This window comes from Methylobacterium sp. WL69 (assembly GCF_008039485.1).
Taxonomy (GTDB): domain Bacteria; phylum Pseudomonadota; class Alphaproteobacteria; order Rhizobiales; family Beijerinckiaceae; genus Methylobacterium.
In genome coordinates this window covers 1-26,996 of record NZ_VRUZ01000056.1, presented here as the reverse complement: position 1 = coordinate 26,996, position 26,996 = coordinate 1, and the positions used below count along the sequence as shown (strand labels likewise).

The 26,996-nt window shown below is 61.2% G+C and carries 15 protein-coding genes, 1 tRNA gene and 2 pseudogenes; 4 read left to right on the top strand and 14 right to left on the bottom strand.

The annotated features are described in order from the left end of the window. Positions 1 to 54 precede the first annotated feature (54 nt). Together FV218_RS15085 and FV218_RS15080 are read left to right on the top strand one after the other, a co-directional pair. Positions 55 to 129: transfer RNA gene (locus FV218_RS15085), tRNA-Gln, on the top strand. A gap of 424 nt (positions 130 to 553) precedes the next feature. Continuing rightward, positions 554 to 3,052: a hypothetical protein gene (locus FV218_RS15080; protein ID WP_147710502.1), complete on the top strand. Its 2,499-nt coding sequence runs from the start codon at positions 554 to 556 to the stop codon at positions 3,050 to 3,052. A 727-nt stretch (positions 3,053 to 3,779) separates the two neighbouring features. Here FV218_RS15080 and FV218_RS15075 read toward each other — a convergent pair. The 8 genes from FV218_RS15075 to FV218_RS15040 form a co-directional block, all read right to left on the bottom strand. Next, positions 3,780 to 4,190 (bottom strand): hypothetical protein, encoded by a 411-nt coding sequence (locus FV218_RS15075; protein WP_147710500.1) that lies wholly within the window; start codon positions 4,188 to 4,190, stop codon positions 3,780 to 3,782. A gap of 236 nt (positions 4,191 to 4,426) precedes the next feature. Further along, positions 4,427 to 4,819 carry a helix-turn-helix transcriptional regulator gene (locus FV218_RS15070; RefSeq protein WP_147710498.1) on the bottom strand — a complete coding sequence of 131 codons (393 nt, stop codon included), beginning with the start codon at positions 4,817 to 4,819 and terminating at the stop codon, positions 4,427 to 4,429. Between the two features lie 297 nt (positions 4,820 to 5,116). Next, positions 5,117 to 6,013, bottom strand: a complete 897-nt coding sequence (locus tag FV218_RS15065; RefSeq protein WP_147710496.1) for a methyltransferase domain-containing protein — start codon at positions 6,011 to 6,013, stop codon at positions 5,117 to 5,119. Positions 6,014 to 6,053: 40 nt separating this feature from the next. Continuing rightward, positions 6,054 to 7,106, bottom strand: a complete 1,053-nt coding sequence (locus tag FV218_RS15060) for an FkbM family methyltransferase (protein ID WP_187273072.1) — start codon at positions 7,104 to 7,106, stop codon at positions 6,054 to 6,056. Next, a complete protein-coding gene (locus FV218_RS15055; RefSeq protein WP_147710492.1) occupies positions 7,067 to 7,594 on the bottom strand; it encodes a hypothetical protein in 528 nt (175 codons plus the stop codon). The genes FV218_RS15060 and FV218_RS15055 overlap by 40 nt, the downstream gene beginning before the upstream one ends. Before the next feature lie 85 nt (positions 7,595 to 7,679). Further along, positions 7,680 to 8,474, bottom strand: coding sequence for a SapC family protein (locus FV218_RS15050; protein ID WP_147710490.1), 795 nt, complete (start codon positions 8,472 to 8,474; stop codon positions 7,680 to 7,682). Between the two features lie 37 nt (positions 8,475 to 8,511). Further along, positions 8,512 to 10,056: a class I SAM-dependent methyltransferase gene (locus tag FV218_RS15045; RefSeq protein WP_187273071.1), complete on the bottom strand. Its 1,545-nt coding sequence runs from the start codon at positions 10,054 to 10,056 to the stop codon at positions 8,512 to 8,514. Positions 10,057 to 10,169: 113 nt separating this feature from the next. Then, positions 10,170 to 13,322 carry a DUF4214 domain-containing protein gene (locus FV218_RS15040; RefSeq protein ID WP_147710486.1) on the bottom strand — a complete coding sequence of 1,051 codons (3,153 nt, stop codon included), beginning with the start codon at positions 13,320 to 13,322 and terminating at the stop codon, positions 10,170 to 10,172. Positions 13,323 to 13,915: 593 nt separating this feature from the next. Between FV218_RS15040 and FV218_RS15035 the strand changes: the two genes are divergently transcribed. Next, positions 13,916 to 14,863 carry a class I SAM-dependent methyltransferase gene (locus FV218_RS15035; RefSeq protein ID WP_147710484.1) on the top strand — a complete coding sequence of 316 codons (948 nt, stop codon included), beginning with the start codon at positions 13,916 to 13,918 and terminating at the stop codon, positions 14,861 to 14,863. 84 nt (positions 14,864 to 14,947) lie between these two features. Here FV218_RS15035 and FV218_RS15030 read toward each other — a convergent pair whose 3' ends face one another. The 3 genes from FV218_RS15030 to FV218_RS22830 form a co-directional block, all read right to left on the bottom strand. Beyond that, positions 14,948 to 15,964, bottom strand: coding sequence for an IS66 family transposase (locus tag FV218_RS15030; RefSeq protein WP_147710483.1), 1,017 nt, complete (start codon positions 15,962 to 15,964; stop codon positions 14,948 to 14,950). 533 nt (positions 15,965 to 16,497) lie between these two features. Beyond that, positions 16,498 to 20,232: a glycosyltransferase gene (locus tag FV218_RS15025; RefSeq protein WP_147710481.1), complete on the bottom strand. Its 3,735-nt coding sequence runs from the start codon at positions 20,230 to 20,232 to the stop codon at positions 16,498 to 16,500. 4 nt (positions 20,233 to 20,236) lie between these two features. Next, complete coding sequence (locus FV218_RS22830; protein WP_187273070.1) at positions 20,237 to 20,740, bottom strand: hypothetical protein; 504 nt, start codon at positions 20,738 to 20,740, stop codon at positions 20,237 to 20,239. Positions 20,741 to 21,864: 1,124 nt separating this feature from the next. Here FV218_RS22830 and FV218_RS15015 point away from each other — a divergent pair. Next, on the top strand, positions 21,865 to 23,499 hold the full coding sequence (locus tag FV218_RS15015) for a right-handed parallel beta-helix repeat-containing protein (RefSeq protein ID WP_187273069.1): 1,635 nt from the start codon (positions 21,865 to 21,867) through the stop codon (positions 23,497 to 23,499). A gap of 104 nt (positions 23,500 to 23,603) precedes the next feature. Here FV218_RS15015 and FV218_RS15010 read toward each other — a convergent pair. From FV218_RS15010 to FV218_RS15000, 3 genes and pseudogenes are all read right to left on the bottom strand, one after another. Next, positions 23,604 to 24,394, bottom strand: a pseudogene (locus tag FV218_RS15010) (transposase); the annotation flags it as partial. A 347-nt stretch (positions 24,395 to 24,741) separates the two neighbouring features. Further along, on the bottom strand, positions 24,742 to 26,127 hold the full coding sequence (locus FV218_RS15005) for an FkbM family methyltransferase (RefSeq protein WP_147710477.1): 1,386 nt from the start codon (positions 26,125 to 26,127) through the stop codon (positions 24,742 to 24,744). A gap of 762 nt (positions 26,128 to 26,889) precedes the next feature. Next, positions 26,890 to 26,996 (bottom strand): annotated as a pseudogene (locus tag FV218_RS15000) (IS5/IS1182 family transposase); the annotation flags it as partial.

The following is a 26,996-nucleotide window of genomic DNA, read 5'->3' as shown; positions in this document are numbered from 1 at the left end:
CCCCTGTTGCCAGCCTCCCCCACTCCGTCTAGACACCACCCGGCCTTGCGCCGATGGGGCGTCGCCAAGTGGTAAGGCAGCGGTTTTTGGTACCGCCATTCCCAGGTTCGAATCCTGGCGCCCCAGCCATCTCCTGAATTTGCTTGCCGAGTTCGTAGATCAGGCGGAACCACCCTTGGGTGGCGCCCGAGTGGACCACAAACGGGGTCAACTCCAAGCCTACCGTGCACTCACTTTACCCTTGGACCACCTCTTGGGGGCCGATCCGCCGCCTCCCGCCGCAACCTCGGCGTCGAGCTGCCTTCGGACTTGATCGCGCCATGATCCTCGCCAGAGTGTGAAAACGAGTCGTGTTGCGTTTTCATGGACCTGTCACGCGTTGTATCGATCTTGACCGAATAGCTTTTTTCGCGCTCCGTGGCTCCGGCATGTCACCGATGACCGGCGCGAGGCCTCATCGTCAGGGCATCGTGAAGTGTGCCAGCATAAGGATTCCGGATCCGATGATGCTGGATATGAGTGACGCTGCGCGCGGACAGGTAGGAAGCGGAGCGTGAGCGCCACAGTCCTCTCATTCTTTCGGCCCGCGCCCGCAACGTCGGGCGACTGGTCGCAGCAAGAACTCGCGGAGTTCTACCGGGTCGAAGCGGCGTCGCTTCAGGCTCGCTTGAGGCTCTCGCTGGATCGCGGACTGAGCGACGAGGGAGATCCCTGGCTCGTGTTCTGCCGCGAGGACGGGGAGGTCTTCCTTCACTTCACGCGCATCGACGGCTCTTACGTCATCGTCAGCGACATGCTGGGCGAGCCTCTGGTGGGTCCTGATTTCCGAGCCCTTCTTGCCGAACTTGTCGTTCGAAACCCCAGCGTCCTTCCGATCAACCGTGAGACACTGGCGGGCACAGGCCGGCAAGGCGGAGCTCAGATCCTGATGCACCCGGCAGCCCTGCTGGCGGCGATCGTGGCGACCACGTGTCTGTTCTCGTCCATGAACGAGGCCGTCGCCAGCGAGCTCGAGGGAGCGCCGCTTTCGGGCGACCGGCATTCGGGCGAGACAGTCTCCCGGTTCGACTTCGACGCGACATCCCGCCACCAGAATCACGACGTCGTCGAAGGAGATACCGCACGCTCACGCGCCAGTGAGCAGCGTGAACTTGCCGTTTCGACCTCCGTTGTCATGGCATGCATCGTGTCCTTCCTTCATCAAAGCTCGAATGAGACCGGTCCAGCTTTGGTAGCGAAGTTGACGAGCACCGAGGCGCTTCACCCTGAATTTCGGGCTTTTGTCGAGAAGGAGCGAATGGTCATATCAGAGGCGAAGGGTAGAGATCTCCGCGCTGACAAGGCCCATTGGATCGAGACTCAGGAAATCAGGGGTGAAAACTCGGTCAATCCGGAAAGCCAAACCTGGCTGAGGCCAAGTCCAAGCGAGGCAGGGGCCATCTTACTCGCGCTCCCCGGTGCCAGCGTCGTGACGATCGGTTTTGGCGGTCCGCAGGCGCTGGCGAGAGGCGGGCCGTTCGAAGGCACCGCGCCCTTACATTTTGTACCCTTGACCTCCGCCGGCCCCGTGCGGCTCGTGACAGCGCATGTCAGCGACCTATCGAGCACGACGGCGAAGAGCTCTGCGAACGTGTCCTCGGCCGAAACCGGGAACGTCGTCGGTTCAGGTTTGAACACCGGCGCGGAGAGCGGCACGCCTGCGACAGCGGCGAACGAGGTGAGCCATCAGCCTGAACCGAGCAGGCCACCGAGCTCTGCAGAGAAGGTGCTCGTTTCATCGAGCATGACAAAGGCCAGCAGCCCCGATGGTGGGAATGGCATCGCGACCCTGGCTCCCTCTCCGGCAAGCGGGGCAGAGCTCTCCATGAAGCTGTCGTTAACCGCGTCCGATGACAAAGGAGGTAGCACAATCGCGCAGGTCAAAGAGAATGCCAGCACGGCAAGCGCAGGGGCGATTGTGTCAACCGCTACAGTGTTACCGAGCAATACGGCTTACGGCAAAATTGGCGCTAGCGCGTTTCAGGATCTCGGTATCTTGTCCGCGAAGACGGTGTCGCTGTTCCTGCATTCCTTGATCGGGGAAATCACCAAGGTCGGCGTTGGTGATGGAGCCACGCCTCCTCCAGGTCAGCAAGACATTGTCAATTCAACCATGCCGACGAGCACGACGGCACTTGCTTCGGCTTCCAGCAAGGTCGCCTCAGGTCTGACGGTCACTGATGCTGCGTCGGACCGCACGGTCCCGGCGAGTGCCAATGTCAAGTTGTCGCTGATACTGGCACCAATCATAGATAAACAACAAGCACCTGATCACGTCGGATCGGACATGCCCGCTTCCGAAAAAGGCTTGGTGATCGATCCGAAGGTCCCGGCGGGATCAATCGACAGCGGGCATCTCAAGACCCTTGTCGAGTCCACACCGGCAATCTCCGCCCTCGCGCTCTCGACCTCGGTGATCTCGACGCCAGCAACCGTCGTTGACACAGCGCCGCCGACGATCTCGGGATCAAAGCTCAAGGTCGGTGTCGTCGATGCAGACCATGCAACCGGCGTGATCGACACGATCGTCGCCGCCAAGCCGGAATCGGTCATCGTTGGGCAGGGAGCAGCCCTCCCGACTCCCGTAACGGCGGGAACGAATAGTGCGACAAGCGTCACCAACGCGAGCAGTGCTTTGACGATCTCAACGTCGCCCACCCTTCAGGACGTTTCTAGTGCACATCCGGCCGATCTGCCGGTTGGGACAATCGTCGATCACACAGGCGCCCTCCACGCAGTGGCGGCGTTGGTAAGCACGACAAACACAGTCACAAAAGCGGTTTCACTGAGCCTCACGACGGGGGCGGTTTCGTTTGATGCGGTACAGTTACGGATCATCGACACGTTCATCGCATCGACCCCGAACCTTGAGTTCAAAGTTACCGACAATACCCTAGAAATCTTCGGACCATCAGCAATGAATGACACCGACAGCCATGTGGTGACTTGGGATCTCGGTGGCGGAACTTTCGTCAAGGTGATCGGCATCGGCGACGTGGGGCATTTTGGCTGAAATGATCTTGCTCGCAAACGGGTTGGCCGCCGCCGCCGACCCACTTGTCGTATCGCGCTTCTTCGCCCGCAGGGCTCTCTGAGTCGTCGAACAGAGCTTCGCGCTTGGCATGGTGACCGAGCAGGTTCTGTCCTTGAGAGGACGAGACAGCCGCGAAGGTGACTTGTCGTGCGGTTTTTCGAGAAGAGCTGAATGCGATTCGATTCGGTCAGTCAACCGACGCTCGTGCGCTGCACATGAGGGGGAGGGCTCACGCTGTTTAAGGCGCTCAACGTCTTAAGGTCCGAGCGGCCCATGCCGGGCGTTGTCGGAAAGGGGCCATGTAGGGAGAACGTCAGGTTGACCGCCACCGCGCCGTTTGACGGTGTCAAGACTCGCACGAAGGCTTCCATCAAGGATCCTCCGTCACAAAGCGAAAGCGTGGGGACATCGTCGTCCTCTACATCCCACCGCCACTTGGCTCGCCGGCATCCAAGTACGCCTTCCGCAACAGTGCAGCGCTGCTCCCCTACCCGGCCGTACGCCTCGAAGCGGATCGTACGAACGCTCGCGATACAGACGCGATCCTGCGGCCTAAAACCATCCGCACCTTCAGCAATCTTCAGTCCCCACCACACGCAGTCTCGGCGACGCTTCACGCCAGAAGAGTGTCGCACCGACATCACTGCCGGAGCCTACGATGCAAAGGAAGCTTCCTGATCGGTCGGCGCTCTAACTAACGCAGCCGCTAGTTGACCGACTTTGGCGGGCTCTCAACCGGCTGATCCTTGACGACCTGCAACGTCTGCCGGGTGAGGAGCGCAGCACCAACGGCCGCAAGGTCGGCGGAGAAGATCAGGTTGAGTTCGCCCCCGCCGATCAGTCCGATCTTCAACGTTGGCAGATTGGACGCCGGATCGACGCTGCCCTCCACGGATTGCACCGGCAATTGCCCCGGGGAAACCAGCGTTCCGTCGGGAATACCCTTGCCGATGCTGCTGAGGAAGCTAGACATCAGGAGGGAAGCGCCGAGATTAGCGGCGCCCACCGTATCGATATCGACGTTCGTGGTGTGGTCGCCCAACGTGAAGTTCAGGCGCGGAACGATGTTCTTGCCGATATCAACGTAAATGCCGAGCTGATCGCTTTGATTGGCCATGATCGTATGCCTTCCGGATAAGGGTCAGTGTCTCGTCTCATCCGATCGATGAGTGGCAGAACGCGTCCAATGGCCCGTCAAACGTGCCGATTTCGTGACACGACTACTCACCAAGTAACGGAACAAAGCAGCTGCCTGCCACAGGAGGTTAAGAAATCACCGATCGTCGCTGCAATAGCATTGCACGGTATTAAGAGAATTTCTTCCAAATAGCCATTAGTCGAGAAACGATGTTGCTAGGGCGGCTTGTTTGCCGGAACTTCGGGCTCGAGTGCAGTCGCGGCCCCGATCTCGACGAGGTCGGGAAATGCCGTCCCGTCCCGGATCTCGGGAGATTGTTCGAAGAGCACCGTAAAGGTCTCGGGGTCGTAAAATCGCATGATCATAAGGAGGAAGGTGCGCGCCTCGATGCCGTAGGCTGAGGCCCAGACCCGGATCTGATCCGGCGGAACGCGACCGCGACCCGTCTCGATCTGGGAGACGAAGGTGTAGACCGGCGAACCGATTTCCGCGGAGAACGTCCGCTGCGAATGCCCAGCCTTCTCACGCAGGTGCTTCAGGAGCTTGCCGGCATCGCGGCGGAGCTCCTGAGTCTCAGGCGAGGAAAGCTTCTGGGGGTTGGTGGACATTGCTCGGCATCTCGATCCAAGTCAGGCGCGTACAGCGTTATCCATACATCCCTAGGACTTACCCCAGTGCCTGTCAAGATTGCCCGGATGTCTTACCATCCAATGTCTTTCTGCTGACAGACTCAGATGGATACATCGCTGAACTATAATTCTTAAGTTTGTGCAATTTCGTGATCGCATTGCGGGTCTGCAAAAGGGCCGGATGGCCGCTATCGAAGGCCCGTCAGAAAATTGGTTCGAGCGGGTGTTTTCTTAACTTACATCAGAGGCAAAATGATAATGGAGTGAGGGTGCTACCTATCCCTTCTGAATGATCAACAAGATCGATGTGCAGACATATCCATCGAGTTGAAGTTTGAGATGTTGGTGCCCGGATTTATAATAAGGCGGCAGATCGTAGTTGAGATCGGCAGGACCCGTGCCGGGATCGAAATCCAGGCGTTCGATCCCGCAGTTCATCACCCGTAGCGACCGATCGAGCGATTCGATGTCCTTGCGTCGATAGATGGCGGTCGGTCCGCCGAGGCTTGTCTCGTCATTCGAACTCACGTTGAACTCGGTCGTGTGGACCGCGAGGCCGCCAGGCCGCAGCAGCCTCATCGCGTCGCGAACGAACGTCATGCCGTGCTCGAGACTGCCCAGATGCTCGAACGAGCAGGAGCTCCAGGCAAAATCGAACGATGCCTCGGGCAGACCGGACAGATCGCGCATATCGACGTTCTGAAACGCAGCGCGTTCGTCGAAGACCGCTCGGGACACCAGTCCCGGCCAATGGATCGCGTCCTTCGAGGCGGCGAGCTGACCCGTCGTGCTCCAGGAGTTGGCCCCGTCCGTCTCGACCAGGTCCGAGGCGAGGACGGAGGCGCCGAGGGAGACGAACAAGGACGTCAGCGGCTCATGGCCGACGGCGAAGCCGAGTCCGCGTCTGCCGGCCTGAAGCATGCCGCGCTCGTGGAGCGCCTGGGTGATGGCGCACCATTCCCACAGCTTGCGATGCATCCACTTCCCGCGCATGCCGGCCCAGACGGCCCCCCACACGGCCTGCTGCTCCTCCGGCAAGCTGGGCGCACCCTCGGCGATGCGCGTCGTCCAGGTTCGGTACCAGTCGGCGGATAGGTCGCTCTGCCGGCACAGGGAGGATCGGAGGCGCGGCGGCGGGATGGTCTCGCGGCGGAAGCCGAAACGTGGCAACATCAAACCCTCTCACGACCCACCGTCCCGCGGACCGTCCGTCTCAGGCCGCGGCGGCTTTCGATAGCAGATGTTCCGCCAGGGTCGGCTTTCCGTAAACCGCCGCGGCGATCAGGGCCTGCGCGATCATGACGTCTCGGTCGTCGGTCTGCTTGAAGAAGACCGCATCCGCCCACAGGAGGCGGTCCGAGGCGCTCTCGCCCGATGGCGTGGCGTAGTAGTCCTTACCCGACCACACGAGGTCGATCAGCTCGAACCCCTCCGCATTGAGGAACACCTGCACGTCCGGGTAGAGCGGCTGGCCTTCGTAGATCGGCGAGAACTCCACTTCGCAGTGAATGACCGCCGTGCGCGCCAGCGTCTTCGTCGCGGACCGCAGGACCATCAGCTCCGCGCCCTGGATGTCGAGCTTGAGGAAATCCACCGGTCCCGCCGCCAGCACATCATCGAGTCGGCGTGTCGCCACCTGCTCCGTCCTCACCGTGTGAAAGGCCGCGAGCTGCGGGAAGCGGGCGTTGTGCGCCGCGTTCAGGGGAAAGAGCGACGAGGTCGCATCGGCGTTGTTGATGTGGAGCGTGTGGGTCCCGCCATCGCCGATGGCGTAGGGGAGCAGGAGCAGGCCATCGCCGGCTTCGGCGGCGATGCGCTCGTTCAGCCGATGCTCCAGCGGATCGAACCCGACGACGTCGAGCTGGCCGAACGCCCGCAGGGGATCGTAGGGGTGAGACCCCGGTCCCATCAGCTGGGCACCGACATCGACGACGCGCGGCCTGCGATCGAGGCGTCGGAACGCGTCCCCGGCCAGGGCCGCGAGCTTGTCGTCCGAAGGCGAAGCGGTGCTCGCCCGCGCCCGGAATTCCTCACTGCCCATCAGCCCCGCCAAAACGACGGTCGGGTCTCCCCGCTGCTGCATCAGGTCGATCCAGAAATCGACGGCCCCGGGCTCGGGCAGCCGTCCCAGACAGGATTGGTACAAACCCGTCACGAACGCTTCAGGGGAGAGTGCTGGCGACATCGTCCGGCCGATCCTAAAAGTTCGCGTGGCGTGGTCCCGCGTCAGTTGAGGACGATCTGCGTTTGCCCGGGCTCCAGCCACGCCGCGCTGACGGGGATGTGCCATCCGGCGGCCTCGGCGCGCTGGCTCAGGGCCTCGACGAGGCGGTGAACGTCGAGGCGGCCGAGGCTGAGGGCGATGAGCGGCGTTTGCACATCCCGCACCCTCACTTCGAAGGTCGCCGGCGTGACGTTGACGTCGATGGCGGTGACCAGACGCGGCGCCGGCAGGTCCGGCAGGGCGTCGCCGGTCCCCGGATCCGCCGCAGCCTGCCCTTGTCCATAGAGCGCATCCTGATGCTCCATCAGGATGATGTCGTCCCGCATCTCCGCGGGGGCCTTGACGGCCAGGGCGCTGGATTGCTCCAGGAGCTGAGCCAAGCCATTGACGAGCCGCTCCGTCAGCCGACGCGTCAGGGCGGCATGGACGCCCTGGCTCAGAGCGTCGGTCGCCAGAACGGTCAACCGGTCCTCGGTGTCGTTGTAGGCGAACCGAAGGTTTGTTGCGACGATGGGGAGAGTGGCTGTCATGAATCCGTCGGCGTTAAAAGGTGGCCGGCGCCCGCCCACGGCGAAAGCCAAACGATAAGCGTGGCAGGGTCGCAGATCGATACGGCTAGCGCCCGATCTTGCTCCAGTCCCAGTCGATGGTGTTGTCTTCGGGAAGCGTGATCATCGGTTTCACCTCCGCTTTCGCCCGCTCTGCTGCTTCTGCCTGAGCACGTGCTTGGGCAAGCGCTCCGAGCTGGCTGAGATTACCCATCGATAGAAGCTGGGCATAAGCCACTCCCACGGCACCGGCCCGGCGAAGCTGGCCAAAGGCTGGGTCGTCCAAAGAATTCAAGGCGATCTCGTTGATACGGTTTAGGCCCGTGACCTGTTGTGTGCCGTCTGCGCCCTGTAACGTGATCGGCCATGGCTCAATTACGCCCGCCCACTGAAGGCCTTCGCAAGCGTGGGCGAGAACAGCTTCGCTTTTCGCCGTTTCCTCAAGAAAGCCTAGAACCTGGATCACGGCAGCACTAGGCTCGCCAATTTCATTGAAGAAAAGCTCACCCTCACTACTCTCGACCAATAGGCCGCTCGCCTCGTCGACACAGAGCAGTGGCTCCCCGGCCTCATTCGCGGCCAAACTGAACGGATAGGCGCGGAACACGGCCGGCGTGTAGGCTCCGACCCAGATTCCAGCTGAGCTGACGTAGAGATTCTGCGTAGGTATGAGGCCAAGCACGGCAGCAAGCGTCCATCCGTTCTGTCGTTCCACGAAAGCCAGCGGCAACGCGAGGGAAGCTTTCGCGATCTCAGCCGCCGCCAGGGCAACGACGTTACGACCGGCCGCGAAGCGGTAATCGGCGTAGCGCGTCCAGCGCAGGTGAGAATGTCGCGACGGGGAAAGAGGTTGGACGGACACGGTGAGCTCCGAAAGTCAGGGGCGCGAGTGATCGCCGCTAGAATACGCCAAGCTGACGCCAAAGGGGTAGCTTCTCGGCCAGAAAGAGGTCTGCATCACGACGGGCGCGCGACCGGCTCTCGGCGGAATCGGTAACCGTCTTGCCCTCATCGACCCAGTTCAGCCCGATGCCCCCCATGCGCACGACCAAGTCGTCGGCCAGCGCATCGACCCCAAGGGACGGTTCGGCAAGGATCCCAGCGAGCAGCAGAAGTTCGATATTTGTGGCGGGTACGCCCGAGCCGACCACAGGTGCGGCCAAGAAGCTGTAGGTGCGCCCCTGCCCCATCTTCTCGGCGATGACACGATTCAGTCGCTGCGAAGGACCGCGATCGGAGGCCGGGACGAGGGGTGCCGGCAGGACCTGCCCACTGTGGACAAGAAGGCTGACGGCCTGCAGCGCAGCGCCGATGCCACCGGCGCGCTGGAAAGGCGAAAGCTGCACGATCCGTTCGAGAGCGGCGGGGCCGTCAGCCAAGCAATCGAGGACGGCTCCGTAGATGTCGGCGCTACCATCGAGTTCGCCGAGAGGACTGGGTATTTTGAAGGTCGCCTTTGCCCGAGGCACCGCAAGAGCGAACTGCATCTTGGAGAGAAGCCCCATCTGCTCCGAAGGCGTTGTCGCGCTGCCACCGCGGGCGAAGAGGTCGCGGCGGAACTGCTTGTTAATCGCGATGTCTCGCAGGGTCTCACGGAAGATCGGGTCGGACTCGGCAGCGATGCGTGGGCGCACGCCCTGGGGGATCGCAAGCAGGTCCATGTTCTCGATGATGGTCGCCGACCCGACGAAGTCGAGCTTGGCACGGCCGAACATCGCGGCGACGTCGGCGAAGTGGAAGATAAACCAGTTGGCGTTCAGGTACTCGTGGGCGAGGTAATTCCGCTCGTGCTTGAGCATGCCCTCCACGCGAACCGCCAAGCTCGGCGTCGCCGTGAAGTACTTCGCCCCCTCGGTAATGAGGGCCTGGACAAGCTCCATGCCTGAGCCGGTCTGCACGTCCGAGCGGCCGGCCACCCGCTTGGCATTCTCTCGCATCAGACGCTGGAGCGGGAGGACGGGGGCCCAGCCAGGCATGCAATTGTAGGATACGTAGAGGATGCCACCCGGTTTCAGGCGCTTGCGTGCGACCTCCACGATCGCCTCCTGCGCATCGGCCGAGACCCAGGTGAGGATGCCGTGCAGCACGATGATGTCGGTGTCGTGCTGACCCTCCTGAGCCTCCCGCGCGAGATCCTGAAAGCTCGCCTCGCGCAGCGAAACGTTGGTGAGGCCGGCAGCGTCCGCGAGGCCGCGCGAATGGGCGATGTGAAGCGGGTTGAAGTCGACGCCCTCGAACTCCGTATCGGGGCTCGAGGCTGCATTGATGATGAAGCCGAGGCCCATCCCGATGCCGAGTTCGAGCACCCGCTTCGGCTGAAGGCTGAGGCCTGGATGCTTGCCGACGGCGAGTGCCGAGAAGGCAATGTGAGCGGGAACCGTCTCTCGGTAGAACCCAAGCGCGTAGGGGATGTCGGCGACATAGCCTTCGGTCCAGGCGGTCATCGGCTCTCCTTGAATGAACGATCTGCCCTCGCGCACTGTGATGTGAGAGCGGATACCACAAAAAGAAACGGGGCGCCCGAAGGCGCCCCGTTCCCACATTACCGCTGAGTAGATCAGGCAGTGAAGTTGTTGGCGACGAACGCGCCAGCAGCGACACCGGTGGTGATACCAACGAGGTGAATCTCCGATGCAGTCACATTCGTGTCTGCAGCACCCGCCTGTGCAACCTGATACACGTAAGCATTGTTATTCTGGTAAGCCACCAGGTAGAAGTTGTCGCCAGCAGTATTGGAAGTGATTGCTGATGCGGCGACGTTATTGCTGCTGAGCGCCTTGAGAAGCTCGGTGCCGTCGACGACGTTGGCAGCGCCGAGGTTACCGAAGGACGACAGCGTTGCGTTGACCTCTACGACAGCGTTCGTCGTCGTGGAAGCACCAGTCAGAGCGAAGTTCTGCGCACCGATGGTCAGCGTCGTGTTGGTAGATTCGCCGAAGGTTGCTCCACCTGCGGTAGATGCAGCAGTGACAATCTTAAGATTATCGGCCGTTGCAGCGGTCCCAGCAGTAAAGCTGCTGATCGTATCAACACCATTAGTGGTGAAGTCTCTGAATACCACCGTATCCCTAGCGGCAGTAGCTTCCGTCAGGATGATGATGTCGTTACCGCCACCGCCGGTGATGGTATCGGCGCCAAGACCGCCGGTGATCGTGTTGACCGCCGTGGTAGCAGCATTACCGGAGAGGACGTCATCACCAGCACCACCGGTGATGGAGACAGCTGCCGTTCCGGTCGTAACCGAGGTGTAGGTCACAGCAAGGTTGGCAGCAGTGTCAAGCGCATCGTTGCCGACGACACCGCTCGCATCGAACGAGGTCACGTTGACGTTGCCGGCGTTCGTGAGCGTCAGACCATTGTTGCCGGAGACAACAATCGACTTAACCGCAACATCCACAAGCGTAAGAGTGTCAATCGTTGCAGCCGTGTTCGCCGCCGTGCCCGTGTCAGTCAACTTGATGTTGATGTTCTCGATGTTGGCAACATTAACCGCACCGAAGGCTACGGTCGCAGCAGTCGAGTTATTCAGACCAATGTTGAACGAGTCGGTCAGCACCAACGCAGCATTCGTGACACCGATGGTCTCACTGGTGCTTGCGCCAGTCAGGGTCAGCGTACCACCGGACGTGAAGCCGTTGATCGTGGTATCCGTCTGACCGAAGGCAACAACCTGATTGACACCATTGATGCCTGCCAGATCGATCGTGGCTGCAGGAACGCTAGTCGTAAGACCAAGCACTTCGAAGCCCGAGAACTTCGTATTGAAGGTGGCGTCGGCACTTGCGGCAGCAGCCTGCGCAGCGGTCATGACGATCGCGTCAACACCGTCACCGGCGGCAACCGAACCGCCAACACCAGCAGCGCCACCGTAGGTCACCGTGTCGTTACCAGCGCCGAGGGTGATGGCCTTGGTGAAAGCGTTCGACAGCGTGATTACGTCGGCACCAGCACCACCGGTGAAGGACGTACCCGCTGCGAGAGCCGTACCAAGCGTAGCGCCAGCAGTGTTCGTCACGACAACGTTCGTCAGAGCAGCGAACGTATCGGTGGTCAAAGCCACCTTGGCATCGCCCGCGATGTTCAGCGTCGTCACACCGGCAGCCGTCAGGTTGGCGAGCGTTGAAGCCGTGGTCGTCGAGGTTAGGTTAAGAGTGGTGATCGGCGCACCGAGGGTGACGGCACCCGTGGTGGTGAGGCCGCTCACGTTCAGAGCCTGGGTGGTGATGGTCGGGGTCGTCAGCGAGCCCTGCGTGACAGTCAGATCAACGCCCGTACCTGACAGGTTGAGAGTGCTCAGGGCACCGGAGTTGATCGTCGAGCCGGCACCAAAGCCGCCGAGAGCGACAGCAGCGATCGAACCAGCGGCAGTCGCCGAGGCACTGTTGGCATCATTGATGGTGACAGTGCCGTCAACGATCGCAGCCCTACCCGTTACTCCTGCTGCAGTCGCAACACGAGTCTGAGCAGCAGTCTGCGCCACAGTGACAGCCGTCGTGGCAGCAGTGCCGGTCACAGTCACAGCGCCCAGCGTGAGCACATCGCCCGCGTTGTTCGAGCCGCCCGAAACGGAGCCCGTGGAGCTGATGTTGACGTTTGTGCCTCCGGTGACGGCAATCGCCCCCTGGGTCTGCGTGGTTGCGCCAGCGCCGTCGACGAGAGCAGCACCAGCAACCGTCACCTTCACTGCGCCAGTCGGAGCAGCCGTATTACCGACAGTGATCGTACCAGTCGTCTGACCGGTCGAGGCCACCGTCACGCTGCTTCCGCCGTTCACAGAAATCGCACCACCGGCCTGTGCGGAGACAATGGAGCTGACAGCCTGGGTGTTCGTGGCCGTGACAGTCGCAGCGCCGACCGAGTTGGTGGTGAGGTTCGTCAAACCAGCGAAGCTGGTGGTGGTATCGATCGTGACCGCCAAAGCGGACGTGATGTTCACGTTCTCAATGGCCGTTACCGAAGCGCCGGCCGGGAGGCCAGTGAAAGCAGCAGCCTGAGCGATGTTGAGCGTGTCGATGCCCGCGCCGCCGTTGAGGTTGTCGCCGGCAGAGAACGTCGCAGTGCCACCCACGTCAGCAGCATTGAACGTGTCGGAGCCAGCGGTGCCCGTGAAGGCAGCGCCGGAATCGAGTCCGGTCGTCAGGTTGAAGATCGTGCCACCAGCGCTCGGGCCGGTCTGCACGTCGAGGTCGCCCGTGCTCGGGTTACCGACGGCAGCGGAGTCGAGGAAGGTGATGACGTTGGCAGCCTGGGCCTGCGTGGCCTCGGGGGAGTTCGCCACGCCGTTCACCAGCTGAGCAGCCGAGCGAGCGGTGTAGTAGGCAACCTCGGAGGCACCGGCAGCGCGGTTGAGCAGGTCCTGATAGACGGTCTGCACGAAGTCAGCGGTGACCAGACCACCGGGGACGCGAGCAGCGAACTCGGCCGAGGTGGTCAGCTGGGTAGCGACCTGCTCGGTGGTGAGGCCGGCCTTGAGCTCCTGACCGTAGAAGCGCAGGTCAGCCTGAGTCGGCAGGCGGTTGAAGGCGGTCTCGAACAGGCGGATCACCGGGTTGGTGAACACAACGGCTTCCTGGGACAGCTCGATCTGCTGGCGGATCTGGGCGTCGGAAACGTCGGTGCGGTTGGCGTAGAAAGCAATGGCGGCCGGCTCGGCCGGACGGAACAGAACGTTCTCGTAAATAGAATTGAGCTGTGCAGCTGTTAAGGCCATGTTCGTTCCCTTGCGGTGCAGAGAAAGCGTCGCCAGCGATCCCGCTGAAGCGTTCAGTCCCTGGCGGCTCCCGACCGAAGTAGTGCGGTCGATCGGGTTTGTATTTTACTCTACAGAGGCTGTCCAGCGGATTTCGGGGGTGGATGCCGAAATGTTCCGAGGGTGTGCAAAAGACACACTGTGGTCCTAACTGCCGGCTTTTAAACGCTTTTCCGCTTTGTTTCCGGGCGGCATCGGCTCGGTGAGACGCGGCGATCGGACGGCTGTGAGGCGCGGCGGCTTTCGCCCTCCCCGGGCGACCATCGCGTGCCGATCTCTCCGACGCTCCTCACGCCTGTCGGACCGCGAATCAGGGGTGCGCGGTCGTGGTGGCGGTCCCGAAGGGCGGACCACTGTCATGGGGCTGACCACGAGACGGCTTCGCGCCGGAGGCGATCGAAGGTGGCAAGCGTGAACGAGATGCCACTGCGTATCCCACAAGACTCGCAGGACGGGCCTCAAACCGAATTCCCATCCGGCTCCTTCGTCAGACCTCAACCACTAGCCGTGTCCCCCCAATCGTCGTAGAGGCTGCCGCTGATATCAGCGATGTAATGGTGACGGTGTTGGACGCACACACTCGGGTCAGAGACAGCCTGTTCGATCACTACTTCAGCGCCTTCGACGCGGAGGCCTTGATCCGGCGGCACGCGGTTCCCGATCTGCGCCCGTCGCCGGGGCTGGTGACCAACTTCCTCGGCGTGCGGATCGACCCGGTCTTCGTGCCGTCGATCCTGCCGGCGATGGCGGGCACCGTCGAGGGGATCCCGATCCCGGCGAACTGGCACGCGGATATCGCGGAATGGGCGGCGGCACTTCGCGCCGTCGAGCTCGCTCGCGGAACCTTTGCGATGATCGAGCTTGGCTGCGGGTGGGGCTGCTGGATCAACCAGACGGCAGCGGCCGCCCGCCGTCGCGGTTTGGCCCTCGACCTGATCGGGGTCGAGGGCGACGAGGGCCATCTCGCCTTCGCCCGGCAGTCGGCAACGACGAACGCCATCGCCACCACCGAACTGACGCTTCATCACGGAATCGCAGCGGCCGATGGCGGCGTGGCGCTGTTTCCGCGCCAGGATGCGCCGGGCGGGACTTGGGCCTCGGCGCCCGTTTTTGGTGCGAGCGAAGAGGAACAAGGTCGTCTGCTCGCGACGGGGCATTATGATGCCCTCCCGATGATCGCGCTCTCCGCCGCGATCGGTGATCGCCGGCGGATCGACCTGATTCACATCGATATCCAGGGCGGCGAGGCGGACCTGGTCGCGGCCTGCTTGCCGATCCTGACCGAGCGAGTCGGCTACCTCGTGATCGGCACTCATTCGCGGCAGATCGAAGGCCGCCTCTTCAATGACATGCTCGGCGCTGGCTGGGTCCTGGAAATGGACCGCCCCGCCATCCTCGACCTTCAGCTGCCGCCCCCCTTCCTGCGCGTCGATGGCCTGCAGGGCTGGCGAAACCCGCGTGTGACGCCGGTCGAACCGGAAACGCCTGTTTCCTTAGGGTAGGCGCCGGTGCATGGGTGCGAGCGCTCGCACCCATCGCTCTCCTGTCCGTCGAAGCGGGGATTGCTCAGCAAAGCCTTGACCTGATCATGCGTGCAGCCGGCCTCGACCTACCGTACGCCTTCGGTGAAGGCCGCGTTTGTGGTCCCAGCGGGGTGTCAGGCGGCGATCCGATGGAGCCGAGACGAGGTCCAGTTCCGCGGCAGCAAGATCGTCGATGCGCCGGGCGGGGTGGTCGGGCAGCCGCGCGAGGACGTCGGCGAGCCGCGCCTGCGGGTCGATGCGGTTGAGCTTGGCGGTCTCGATCAGGGTGTAGAGGGCGGCGGCGCGATGGCCGCCCGTGTCCGATCCGGCGAAGGTCCAGTTGCGGCGGCCCACCGCGATGGGACGGATAGAGCGTTCGGCGGCAATGTTCGACAGGCAGATGCGTCCGTCGTCAAGGAACCGGGTGAAGGCGGTCCAGCGCTTGAGCAAGTAATCGATCGCCGCTGCTGTGGGAGCCTTGGCCGAGAGCTTGGCACGGTTCTCCCGCAGCCACGCCTCCAGGTCGGTGACGAGGGCGGCCGAGCGAATGCTTTGGTGCGCGCAGCGTTCATCGGGGGCAAGACCGTTGGCAGCGCGCTCGATGGTGAAGATCTCATCGATCAGAGTCGCCACCTCGCTGGCGGTCGGAGCCTTCCTTAGATCGGCCAGCCCGAAGAACTTGCGTCGGGCATGGGTCCAGCAGGCCGCCTCGCCGATTGGGCCCGGCTTGCGGCCGGGTTCGTACAGCCGGCCGAACCCCGAGAAGGCGTCCGCCTGCACGATGCCGTGGAAGTCGCCGAGCCAGGTCTCGGCATGCGCGCCGGAGTGGTCGGGGGAGTAGAAGTAGGCCGCGGCCGGCGGCTCGGGGCCGCCGAAGGGGCGGTCGTCGCGCACCACCGTCCAGAGCCGGCCCGTACCAGTCATCCCCTTGCCCAGGATCGGCACCGGCGTGTCGTCGAGATAGAGGCGGTCGGCTCCCCGGACATGGGCCTCGATCCGGAAGACCAGGGGCGACAGGGCAGTGGTGACGGCCTCGACCCAGCTGGCCAGGGGTCGAGACGTCGTTCGGCACGCCTTCATGGGCGAAGCGCTGGCGTCTTCCGATGTCGCGGCAGATGCAGGTCGAACTTGGCCATCATCACCTCGGCCAGGAGGTTCGGCCCGGCCCGACCCCGTGGGATCGGATGGGAGGGGGCCGGTGTCTGCGCGATGGTCTCACAATCGCTGCAGGAGAAAGGCGGCCAATCGGCCACGCTTACGCTGGAAAAGCCCTTGGTGGTCGGTGGTCAGCCAGACCCGAACGTTGGCCAGTAGCGGGATCATCGGCCCTCCAGGGCATTGAGCACCCCACGCAGTGCCGCGGCATCGACGTCCCGGTCGACCTTGAGACGCCGACTGCCGCTGAGATCATTCTCCATGACACCGGTCTTCCTCTCGCCCCATCGGTGCTGGCCTGTGCCCCCGTGAGCCGCCACGGGGCCAGCCCGTTCCGTCTCCGGCTCTCAGCGCGATCGGGTAAACAGATGTATCTTCATGGATACCGCTGCCAGCGAAACAGTTACCCAGGACCGAATTGACCTATGACAATAAGCAGTCAACCTTAAAATAGCTATTTATAGATTAGGGTTTGTGTCAAGAACCAATGAGATCAAATTCTTGGCGCTGCCAGCCCAAGTGAGGATCGGCATACCATCTGGGCGTACGGCAACGTTGGCCTCTAGTGCGTCAAGCCATGTCCCAATTTCTTGGCGAAGACACTGGCCTAACTCCCCGAAATAGGTCGCGTACGGCCCGGCCACTTCCCGGAACACCGGAATATCCCGCGCTAAAATCGGAAGCGCGCGCTTGGCGGCCTCGATCAACGGCAAGCCGTATCCCTCCGCATAAGAGGCCGCGATCAGACCGTCCGCTTGATGGTAAAAGTGCTCGAGGCTAACATCATCGACGTCCGAAAACCAGAACAGCTGCTTGCCTAACAAGTTATGTTCCTCGATCTTGGCGATCAGGTCGTCGGCCAACCATCCTCTGCGTCCGACGATAACGAGGCTTGTGTTCCTTCCCTGATCCCAAAGGCTGTCAAAGGCATCGATGATCTCTCGGTGACCTTTGCGAGGCTCTAGTGTCCCCACCATCATGACGAATGGCTTGTCCGTCAGGCCAAATTGAGCAAGCTCAGTGCGAAACAGTTCATTCCGCCCTGAGTCCGCAACAGCGATATCACTTCCAAGATGGAACCAGCCCACCTGTAGATTGTGCGTCTGAGGGCAGGAGGTCGAGCGCAGATAAGTCCTAAACTCCTCCGCGACCGACTGCGAGATGCACATGATCCCGTCAGCACATTGAGCAACGGCGTTCAGCCAATCGGCGAATTGCTCTGCCGCACCAGGTGCAAAGAACTCCGGGCGAAGGACGGGAAGCAGGTCGTATGTAACGAAGTGAATGCGCGTTCCACGCGCTCGCCACCTCGCGTACATACCGTTCAGGGCCATTCGGGGCACAAGGATGGGAGCGAGATCGAGCCCAAGGAAGGTGTCACCGTTTGCCGGCTCGATGATTTCGTCATCCCATTCGTCGTCGGGATGGCCGAGGAAGTTCGAGGTGAAGCGCCGTGCTGAGCGGTAAACGGGACCGTCCTCGTCAACCTGTCCGTAGACGGGTTCAACATGGACGCCGGGCGGGGGATTGTGAAGCACTTCCAAGAGAATAGACTTCACGACGCGTTGAATGCCCGATTGCCAGTCCCGCGTCACGAGCTCTGAGACATCCACGTACAGCTTGCTCTGCCTGCGCACGGGAAGGTTGCGATCCAGACAGCTACAGGCTTGAGCGATGTCCATCGCACTCGCCAAGTGGAAACTGCGATCGTGCCTCATGACTTCCAAAACGGTCTCGTAACGCGAGACCGAACTGAAGAGGTGGAATCTCTCGATCGCCCGTGAGTACAGCTCACCGACACGGTGGGGAGCGTGCACGTCGCGGACGAGCGCGAAGGCATTGCGCGACAGCCTTTCACGCTCGGTCATACTGTCGAGGAGATCTCGCAGAGCAGAGGCTATCTCAAGAGGCGTCGGATTCTCAGTGAGCTTGAGGACAGCATCGTCATTCAGCTCGCCCATCGGGCCGTGAGCGTTGACGATCGTTGGAAGTCCATGCGCTAAACAATCGAGGGCTGCTGCCGATGTCTCTCCGCGCGTGAAGGCTCGAAGCTGGATCGCAACATCCGTGGCCGCCAAATACGATTTGTAGACCTCCGGTTCGACATATCCGGTCACCGAAACATGAGCGTCAAGATTGTTCTGGATGATGAATTCTTGAAACTCAGCCCCGAAACGACCGCCTCCAGCGCCGCCGACGAAAACCAGTTTAATGCTAAGCGAACTTGACCCGAGGTATTCGCGAAAACCCTGGAGGAGTAGGAGGCTGTTTTTATTTTGACCGACACTGCCAAACGTACAGATCAGCATCTGCCCCTCGGTCATGCCGATGTGGCGACGTGCGACGGCGCGGTCCGGATGAGCGACCGCGTGCAGGAGGGGGATGTACGCTAAGGCATCCTCACTGAGGTGAGATCGCACGAGATGCTGATAGCTGAAGTGCGAGTGTACGATGATGCCTTTAGCGGCCTCGATCACCTCTTGGTTGACGGGGTATTTCCAGATCGCCTCGTCGGACTCGGCCTCGATGTGATCGATCAAAGCGCGATAGCCATGGCTGAGGGCTAAAGCCCTCGAAAAATGTCTCGTCTTCTTATGGTGGTGCTCTCTCCACGCCTGCACGCCGCTGAGGAAGAGATCATGAAGGACAACGACGCCAGGATGCTCGTGCAGCAAGGCGAACATATGCGAATGGAAATCTGAGTTACCAAACTGGTAGAGAATGCGATCGAACCTGAGTGCGGACGTTTTGAACTCATCGAGGGAGATGCAGGAGAAATTGGCACTGACCCAGGGATCCGAAATCTCGGCTTGGTCGGTCACCAACTCAATGTCATAGTCTCGCGCGAGCTCCTGTAAAAGTTCCGCACTGTAATCGGCAATGCCTGTTTCTAGCGGCGGAAGTGGCGAGACAAATGCCAAAAGGGGTTTGCGGGCGCCCGTCACGGCAATGGTTTCACCCCGCGATCGATTGTCCTCAACGTTGCTCTGTATGGCGTCCAGCGCGAGGTCAGCGCTGGCCTGCCACGAGAACTTTTGTGACTGCTGCAGCCCATGGGTTCTCAGGGCGTCACGGAAGCCAGGGTCGCGCAAAGACGCGGTGATTTTCCCCGCGATCGCATCGATGTTCCGGCCATCGAACATGGCGTCCTTGCGGTTCAAGACTTCGACGATGCTGCTATTGTTTGCGCCGATCGTCGGAGCGCCGCATGCCATGGCCTCAAGAACGGGCAGGCCGAAGCCTTCGTACAGGGACGGGAACACGAAGAGGGTACACAGGTTGTAGAAACTCACCAGTTCCTCTTCACTGATGTAGCCTGTGAAGATCACCTCATCGTCCGCCAGTCCGTGCTCGGAGGCAAGCTCACTCAGCCGGACGCGGTCCGGCTTGTGGATCGAACAGACGATGGCCAGCTGGTACTTCGATCTGAGATCACGATCTAAAATGGCCCATGCCTTGATGAGGCCTTCTATGTTTTTTCTGTAATCAATTCCGCCTGTATACATCACGAATTGGTCGCGGATACCGTATCGGCCTTTTAGGTTCTTCGCCAAGGCAGGGCTAACGTCACGAACTCGGAAAGCAGTGTCCACGGCGCAGGAAATATTCACTACACGCCGCGATGGCAACGAGAGCTGATCGATCGCATCCCGTCGACTTGATTCCGAAATCGCAAACAAGACGTCAGCACGCTTGAGCGACTGGAGCTTGTCAAAGTACCATCGTTTCACCGGCTGAGTGCCGAGGTATGCCTCAGGCATCAGGAGTGGGATGAGGTCGTAGAGGATAACCCCTGTGGGGTAAGGATGAGACAACCGATTGATGGATGTGACGGCGTCCTCGACCAAGCCCTCGAACAAGCTGCTCACGGAGACGAAATCGGGCTTGAGGTCGGCGAGGAAGGACTCGCGCAGAAGCTCACCGGTTCGCCGACGCCATCGATTCTCCTCTGATGCGTGAGACGCGTGTTGAGGAACGTCGAACGTGCGGATGCGAGAGGAAGGAATGAGATCGCGAAACTCAGCGCGAATGTCATCCGCGGCGGCGGGATACCGCTCGCTTAAGGCGAGCCAGATCTCGTGATCGTTCGAGCGCTGCGCCATCGCCTTGGCGAGGGAAACCGAGTAGCGTCCGACCCCTCGGCGCCCACTCGCCTCCGTCTGGGCCGCCTGCAAATCGATCAGAATACGCATGTCGTCAACCTAACGAGGTGCTTGGAGCAATCTTCGAGAACTGATTGAAGATTTTGGCCGCGCGTGGTGTCATGTGGGTCAGTCTTCTTGCTGCAGGCGCTGCTGGACCCATGTCGTCGTTTCGCGGGGTGCTGAGCAAGTGGCGAAGTTCCGTGACTTGCTTTTGAAGGGCATGCAGTTCCGTCGCCGCCAGGGTGCTCCAATCTTCCGGGCGTCTCTTTTGCCACCCTGTTCGGCCCTCCGCGAGGCCGTACTCTCGAAAATGCTGGAGGGGATTGATCTGCGCGGTGGCCACGTCCGGGTTCGCCTGGAGATACCCTGTCGTGCTAAAATAATCTGACGGATCTCTTAACTCCCGCCACCCATAATTCATGTAGTGCTGACACGGGTCATCGCCACTGATCGTTACATCAGGATTATTTCTGAGATAATAGGATTGGTCAAAACCCCAATCCTCGGTGGCTATGACTTGCTTCGGCCTTTTTGATGAAAATATTTTGCGCAACATCAATGTCAAGCTCCACCGCTCAAGACCGTGCATGCTATTAAATGTACTATGACAGAGCGGCTCGCTTTCTGTCTCCATGAGCATAGAGTGCTGCAAGCTCTGCGCGCGTGATGGCAGCATTGAGCGGCTTGCACATCACGGTATGAGCGTCTCATCCTGCGACCAGATTTGCTTGCAAAGCGACGCCGTTGTTCAAGCGACTAAAAGGGTTTAGTCGCTTTTTGTGCGCTGCCGCGCGTTCATATGCCCGAAACCGTCAGGGCCTGCAAGGTGAGCCTCAGGTCCCTTGGGCCGATCCTCTTTCCTCGCATTCCGGCCCCTGTCAGGATCGGTGTGGCTGCGCTGAGGCGCCTTGGTCCTCGGGCATTTCAGGATGCGTGGACCGATCGACACGTCGTTCTCGCCGCGGTTCGCCGATCAGCAAGCTCCCGACCGCCAGATGCGCGCGCAGGCGAATGTGACGTGGGGCAAGAACCGAGTTGGTCCGGTCGTTTGTGACGACGCGGGCCGTTCGGGCAAGCCTGACGCAAGTGGCGTTCAGGGTGATGGGTTTTCCAGTTATCGATCTCCTACCGGCGGGGCTAAGGGCGTCGGAGGCGATCTCGCCGCCCGGCCCGGAAGCCGGGGCATGACCTACATCCGGTGCGCCCGCCCCTTTGCGAGAGCCAGGGCAAGATCGGGCGCCGGCACCGGACGCTCAAGAACCCGCATCCTGCTTGAACATGCTGACCTGCCTGCCGGGCAGGACGCCCGTGCCGCGGCTATCCTCGGGCACGACAACCCTTCGCGGGCTCACGAGAGCCCGAGTCACCGTCCCCCGCCGAGGCCCATCTCTGGCGCAGGGAATCTGCCTTGCGCGAACGCATTACGCCCCAGACCCTCGCGGACCGCCGGTTGCGCTACCATGCTTGGTCTGCCTAACCTCAAGCCGCACTCGGACCAGAGCCTTTTTGCTCCTGAACGCACGACACTGCCTCACAACACCCTGCGACAGACAGCCGACGTGTTCCACCAGCCCGACGTCCTCGCGGCCCTCCTGCCGAGGTCGCCGCCCGCCGGTCCCGGCATGGCGTGCCCGAACACCGGCATCGTCGCCGACACCTCTTACCCTCAAGGATACTCCGATGCGCCATCCCGGCCATGGGCTGTCAGTTGCCAGCGCCCTTCTCATCACCTCGGCGGCGCTCGCTTTCGATTCGGGTCGGACGGGTCCCGATTCGTTGCGGGACCGTCAAGCGCCCAACGTCGACGTGATCATGCAGAGGCTCGGCGCGACGGGCGACGGCTCCGACCTTTCCGCGATCGCCGAAGGCGGCAGCGTGAAACGTCTCAATCGCACCCGTTGGACGGACAGTCAGGTCCAGGCGGTCGATTACGGTGTGACGTGTGACGGTGTCGCGAACGACGCCCCTGCCATCCTGGCGGCCACCAATGTCGCCGTGGGTCTCGGTGGTCGCGACGTCGTATTCCCTTCCGGCACCTGCCTCCTCAAGACAGGGCTTCTCCCTCCCTCGCGCACGCGCTGGGTTTCGCGCGGCGGCACGATCGTCACTTTCGATCCGAACATGACCATGGTGGGCACCCTCAAGTCTGCGATCTCGTTCGAGAATGTCAGCGATCTTCTCATTGAGGGGATCGTTTTCAAGGGCAATGGTACAGCCACGAAGCCTTGCGGGTCAGTCGGTGCCGAGGCCTGCCCCGGCAGTCCGCGCGTGACTTTCCTGGGCGCTAACGGCGTCACGATCCGCAACAGTACGTTCAGGGACTTTGGCGATTACCGGAAGGATGCCAAGGGTAAGGCGCTCGCATACTCGCAAGGCATCGTCGCGTTCGGCGGCGCCGATTGGTTGGTCGAGAATAGCCGGTTCATCGACAACAGCGGAGACGGCATCGCTTGGTCAAACGCCACACGGCGTGTTGAGGTGCGAGGGTCCCACTTCGAGGGCAACGACGATAGCAGTGGCCCCGTCTGCACGGTCGGCGGTTCAAGCTTCAACATTCACGACAATCAGGTGGTCCAGCGAAGGGGCAACACTGCGCCGCTCATCGTCATGGACCGATGCACGAACTGGCAGATCAACAATAATCGAATCTACGGCGTAGCAAACGACCGGGGACACCAGACCGGTCAGGGCATTCGGGTTGCCCGCTATGCCATCGAAGCCTCAACTCACGTCAGCCACGATTTCACGATCTCCGGCAACGTCATTATCGGAACAGCGGCGGCCATCAGCGTCGAGAACGCCGGCACGGTTCAGCCAGGCTACACAGATCAGCAAGGCAAGGTGCAGCCTGCCGTGAACGTGCTTGGCGGCGGCAGGTTCGCCGTCACTGGCAATACCTCTGTCGGAGCAAACACCTGCATCTCTATCGTCGACAGCGAGATCGGTGCCGTGTCGGGCAACACCTGCTCCAACGTGAGAGATGCTGGTCTTCTGCTGATTTCCTATACCACCAAGACCGGTTCGATCGCAGTTGGTTCAAACATCTTCACTGGCACCAACGTGGCGGGTAGCTTTGGCGTGCGCCAGATTGCATCCGGTGGAGCGATCACGCCTTCAGCTATTGCTCCGCAATTCGCACAAGGCTTTGCGACTGCTTACCAAATCGCTCCGTTCAACCAGCCTCCCATCGTTCCTGTGGTCACGCGCAGTGCGACAGCGGCCTGCACGCCTGGTGAGATCACGGTGAAGGCGGATCAGACGGCCATTCAGGTCTGTACGACATCCGGCTCGGTCCGTTCAGCGCCCCTGCGATAGTCGACGGCCGATGCGACTCGACGGCCTCCGCTAGCACTACCTGGGCACTCTGATGTCAGCGGGCAGCTGGAAGCGTCTTCGGCAGTGGGGGCACGGTCCGGGGGGGGACGAGCTTGGCGAACAGGCGTCCGATGGCCTGCCGCACGGCGGGCAGGCTTGGTGACGGCGGTGGTCCCGCAAGGCGGGGGGTCATTTTCCCCGCCCAGTCCGACGATGTTCGGCGAGGCGGAGGTGCTGTAGGTAGGCGCGGGCAATGCACGTCATCAGCGCGTGTCGATGCAGCCCGATCCAGGACCGTCCCTCGAAGTGATCGTGGCCGAGTTATTCCTTGAGCTGCTGGTGGGCCTGCTCGCAGACCAAGCGCCCCTTGATCGTGCCGGACAGCGCGCGTCGTGACGTGTCGGGCGGGAGGTTCGACAGGCAGTATTTGCGCCCGTCCCATGAGCGCCACTCGCCCACGAGCCAGACGTCCGCACCCGGCAGATGCCGGTTGTTGCCCCAGACCGGACCGTCGCCGACCCGAACCCGGATGGCGGCGAACCGGGCCGAGAGCTTGCCCTTGGTGCCATGGCGCCACGTCACGCGCCGCCAAGTCAGATCGGCCAGTACCACCTCGGCCTCCCGCTGCTCCCGGTCCGGCACGGGCTTGCGGGCGCGACCGGTCGGCGGCACGAGCTGCACGCGGGCCGCGTAGACCTTCTGGTTCTCCATAATGCCCACCGCCCAGCGCAGGCTCCGAGCATCCAGGTCGTGACGGAAGGCGGCGCTGACGCCGTAGCCCGCATCCGCCAGTACCGTGCCGAAGCGTAGCCCCTCCGCCCTCAGGCGATCGAATTCGCAGAGCGCGATCTCACCCCTGCTCCGTGGCGATCTCGTCGCTTCGGATGAGACCGGCGTGCGAATCGAGGGCATCAACGGCAATCACTGGGGGTTCCGCCCGGTTGAGGCGGGGTGCATACGGCCTTTCCGACGCGGGGCGCTGTCGTGGTGCGCGAGATGAGGGACGGCCAGCGACCTGCGGTGAGGATCTCGGATCGCCACATCGCGCAGCAGGTCTACGCGGCCGCGCATCAGACCTGTCTTGCGCATCTGGCCCACGCGTCGCCTATGTCGTCAAAGCCAGCAACGGTCCCTCAAGCACTCATGCGGTCCTAGATAGCTCTGCGCGGCCAAGCGTGCCCTGTCCGCAACTTATGCAGTCAATACTCACGAGAATCCAGTTATAATACTGCTCAATCATCGCTAAAAACTCGAGACGACCTCCTCATGCGGCACGACCGGCAGTTCAAGAGGAGGATCGATGCGCAAGAAACGCAGCGGCCAAGCGATTTTCCATCCTATTGATTGCCTAATTTTCTCGTAATCAGCCTCGACGCGGCGTCGATAGATGGAGAAGATGTTTGCAATCTGGTCTCGCTCCACTGTAGCAGCATCGCGCTCAGCCTCGAATGTCTTGTTCTGAGCAAGGGCGGCCTTAAGTTCGACACGAAGTGCAGTCAGCTCGATTGTAAGCGCAGAGCATTCGGTGTGAATGGTGTCGTTCTGGACACGAGCCGCGTCCCACTCGGAACGTAGCCAATCCCGCTCAGCAATCAGGGCGTCGCGTTCGAAATGGACCGCGTCCATTTGAGCAAGCGTCGCCTCCCATTCGGAACGTAGCCAATCTCGATTTGCCGTCACCGTATCGCGTTCGAGGCGCATGGCATCACATTGAGCAGTCGAAGCTTTCCATTCGGATCGGAGCCAATCCCGATCCGTTGTTACGGCATCGCGTTCGAAGCGCACCGCATCTCTTTGAGCGAGAGCCCCATCCCACTCCGCTTGAAGCCAATCTTGCTTTGCTAACAGGCCATCGCGCTCGACCTTGATGGCTTCGTTTTGATCGAGGGCGGCGCGCCATTCGGCACGAAGCCACTTTTCTTCGGACCTGCTCGTTTCGGAAAAACGACGGCTAATAAAACCGTCAAATATGTTTGGGGGAGTTTTGAAAAGCGGCGCGATCTCGTCAAGATGTTCATTCGCTGTGTAGAATCGATTCAGCCCATCGAACCAAATAAAGGAATAATTTGCATCAAGGAGTACTGATTCCCAAGTATCGTGGTTCGATTGTTGTGAGTTAGGCAACGTTGACTCAACGATTATGATGTTTGGGCGAAACGAACGAAAATCTGCGCCGAGCAAGACATCTCGTTCCCATCCCTCGACATCGACCTTTAGAAAATCAACAGGTCCCGTCACATATGTCTCGCATATGTTTGCAAGCGTGACGATCGAGATTTCACGCTCAAGCATGTCGTGACCCGCCGACGCATTTGTTCGGGCATTGTCCGAATCAAGGGTCGATAAACCCGTGCCTGGAAAAGTGTAAAGCGGCATGCTGCCCGGCACACTTCCGATTGCCACGTTTAAGTTTGTATCCCTGCTCCTAGTACTTAGGAGAAGATTAAATTCATTTTCTACCGGTTCAATGTTGATACCGTTCCATCCCCTATCATAGAAAGATTTGGTAACCGAGTCGATCTCCGGATGATTTGCTCCGACATCGATATAGAACCCTTTAGGCTTCCCTTTAAATGCACGCCATAGCATTACATCTTCGAAATTTTGCGCGTAAGAAGTAAATACCACAGTGACACTCCGGTTAAAGTTCTCACAATCGGCCAACCCGTCGATAAACTACTTCGATGCATTGATGGCTGAATTCAGAAGCGCAGTGGCCGCATTCTCGATGACGGCCGGTGCAGGAAATAGCGCCCTTCCTAAGCGCAAGACGCAATTAGCGCCAGAGAGCGTCACGGCGGCAAGGAAAGCGTCGATTTATGCGTCGTCGCACGCTGTCGGCTCAAGTCTGACACGCGATAACCACTTCGAGTGTCGCCCTCAGGCTTCTTGTACACAATCGGTCATCTCTATCTGAACGGCGTCGGTGCTCAACTCTATCCCGTCAGGTTGCGCTCCTTCACCGGCGCAGAAGCACGGCGTGTAACGCGTCACTCGGAATGGGTCCCGAACCCTGGCACGGCCCCCGCCCGTGCCGAAGTGCCTTGTCCATTAGCTCGACGTTGTTGTTCACTGCACCGTCACGCCGACACGCACCTCCCCCACCCTCTCGGGCATCCAGCCGCTCCGGTCCTCGCCCTTGATCCGGCATGAAACGACGTCCGTCACAAGAGCGCAGAGACTGATGGCGCATGGCGAGACTTCGATCAACCACGTCCGTCGCACGCGTCGCTGGGTTACCACCGACCGCCGCGGGGCGCATTCTCTGGTCGAGCCTTTGGTCAACTCACGAAGCTCGCCACCGCGGGGGGGCTCACTTGGCTACTCTATCTCGATTGGCATGATCCGAAATCTTGGCTTGGTCCGGACTACTAGGTCGTCTCTGCGAGGTCATGTGAGCCAGAGCATGGTCATGCCGAGTGTGACCATGGCGAGGTCGTTGGCCGCCCGCTTCTCGTAGCGGGTGGCGATGCGGCGATACTGCTTGAGGCGTCCGA

What these genes read in the sequence shown, in the direction of transcription:
- FV218_RS15075 (WP_147710500.1), bottom strand. Translation starts at nt 4,190, where the DNA reads ATGGCCAATCAAAGCGATCAGCTCGGCATTTACGTTGATATCGGCAAG.
- FV218_RS15070 (WP_147710498.1), bottom strand. Translation starts at nt 4,819, where the DNA reads ATGTCCACCAACCCCCAGAAGCTTTCCTCGCCTGAGACTCAGGAGCTC.
- FV218_RS15065 (WP_147710496.1), bottom strand. Translation starts at nt 6,013, where the DNA reads ATGTTGCCACGTTTCGGCTTCCGCCGCGAGACCATCCCGCCGCCGCGC.
- FV218_RS15055 (WP_147710492.1), bottom strand. Translation starts at nt 7,594, where the DNA reads ATGACAGCCACTCTCCCCATCGTCGCAACAAACCTTCGGTTCGCCTAC.
- FV218_RS15045 (WP_187273071.1), bottom strand. Translation starts at nt 10,056, where the DNA reads ATGACCGCCTGGACCGAAGGCTATGTCGCCGACATCCCCTACGCGCTT.
- FV218_RS15040 (WP_147710486.1), bottom strand. Translation starts at nt 13,322, where the DNA reads ATGGCCTTAACAGCTGCACAGCTCAATTCTATTTACGAGAACGTTCTG.
- FV218_RS15035 (WP_147710484.1), top strand. Translation starts at nt 13,916, where the DNA reads ATGGTGACGGTGTTGGACGCACACACTCGGGTCAGAGACAGCCTGTTC.
- FV218_RS15030 (WP_147710483.1), bottom strand. Translation starts at nt 15,964, where the DNA reads ATGAAGGCGTGCCGAACGACGTCTCGACCCCTGGCCAGCTGGGTCGAG.
- FV218_RS15025 (WP_147710481.1), bottom strand. Translation starts at nt 20,232, where the DNA reads ATGCGTATTCTGATCGATTTGCAGGCGGCCCAGACGGAGGCGAGTGGG.
- FV218_RS22830 (WP_187273070.1), bottom strand. Translation starts at nt 20,740, where the DNA reads ATGTTGCGCAAAATATTTTCATCAAAAAGGCCGAAGCAAGTCATAGCC.
- FV218_RS15015 (WP_187273069.1), top strand. Translation starts at nt 21,865, where the DNA reads ATGCGCCATCCCGGCCATGGGCTGTCAGTTGCCAGCGCCCTTCTCATC.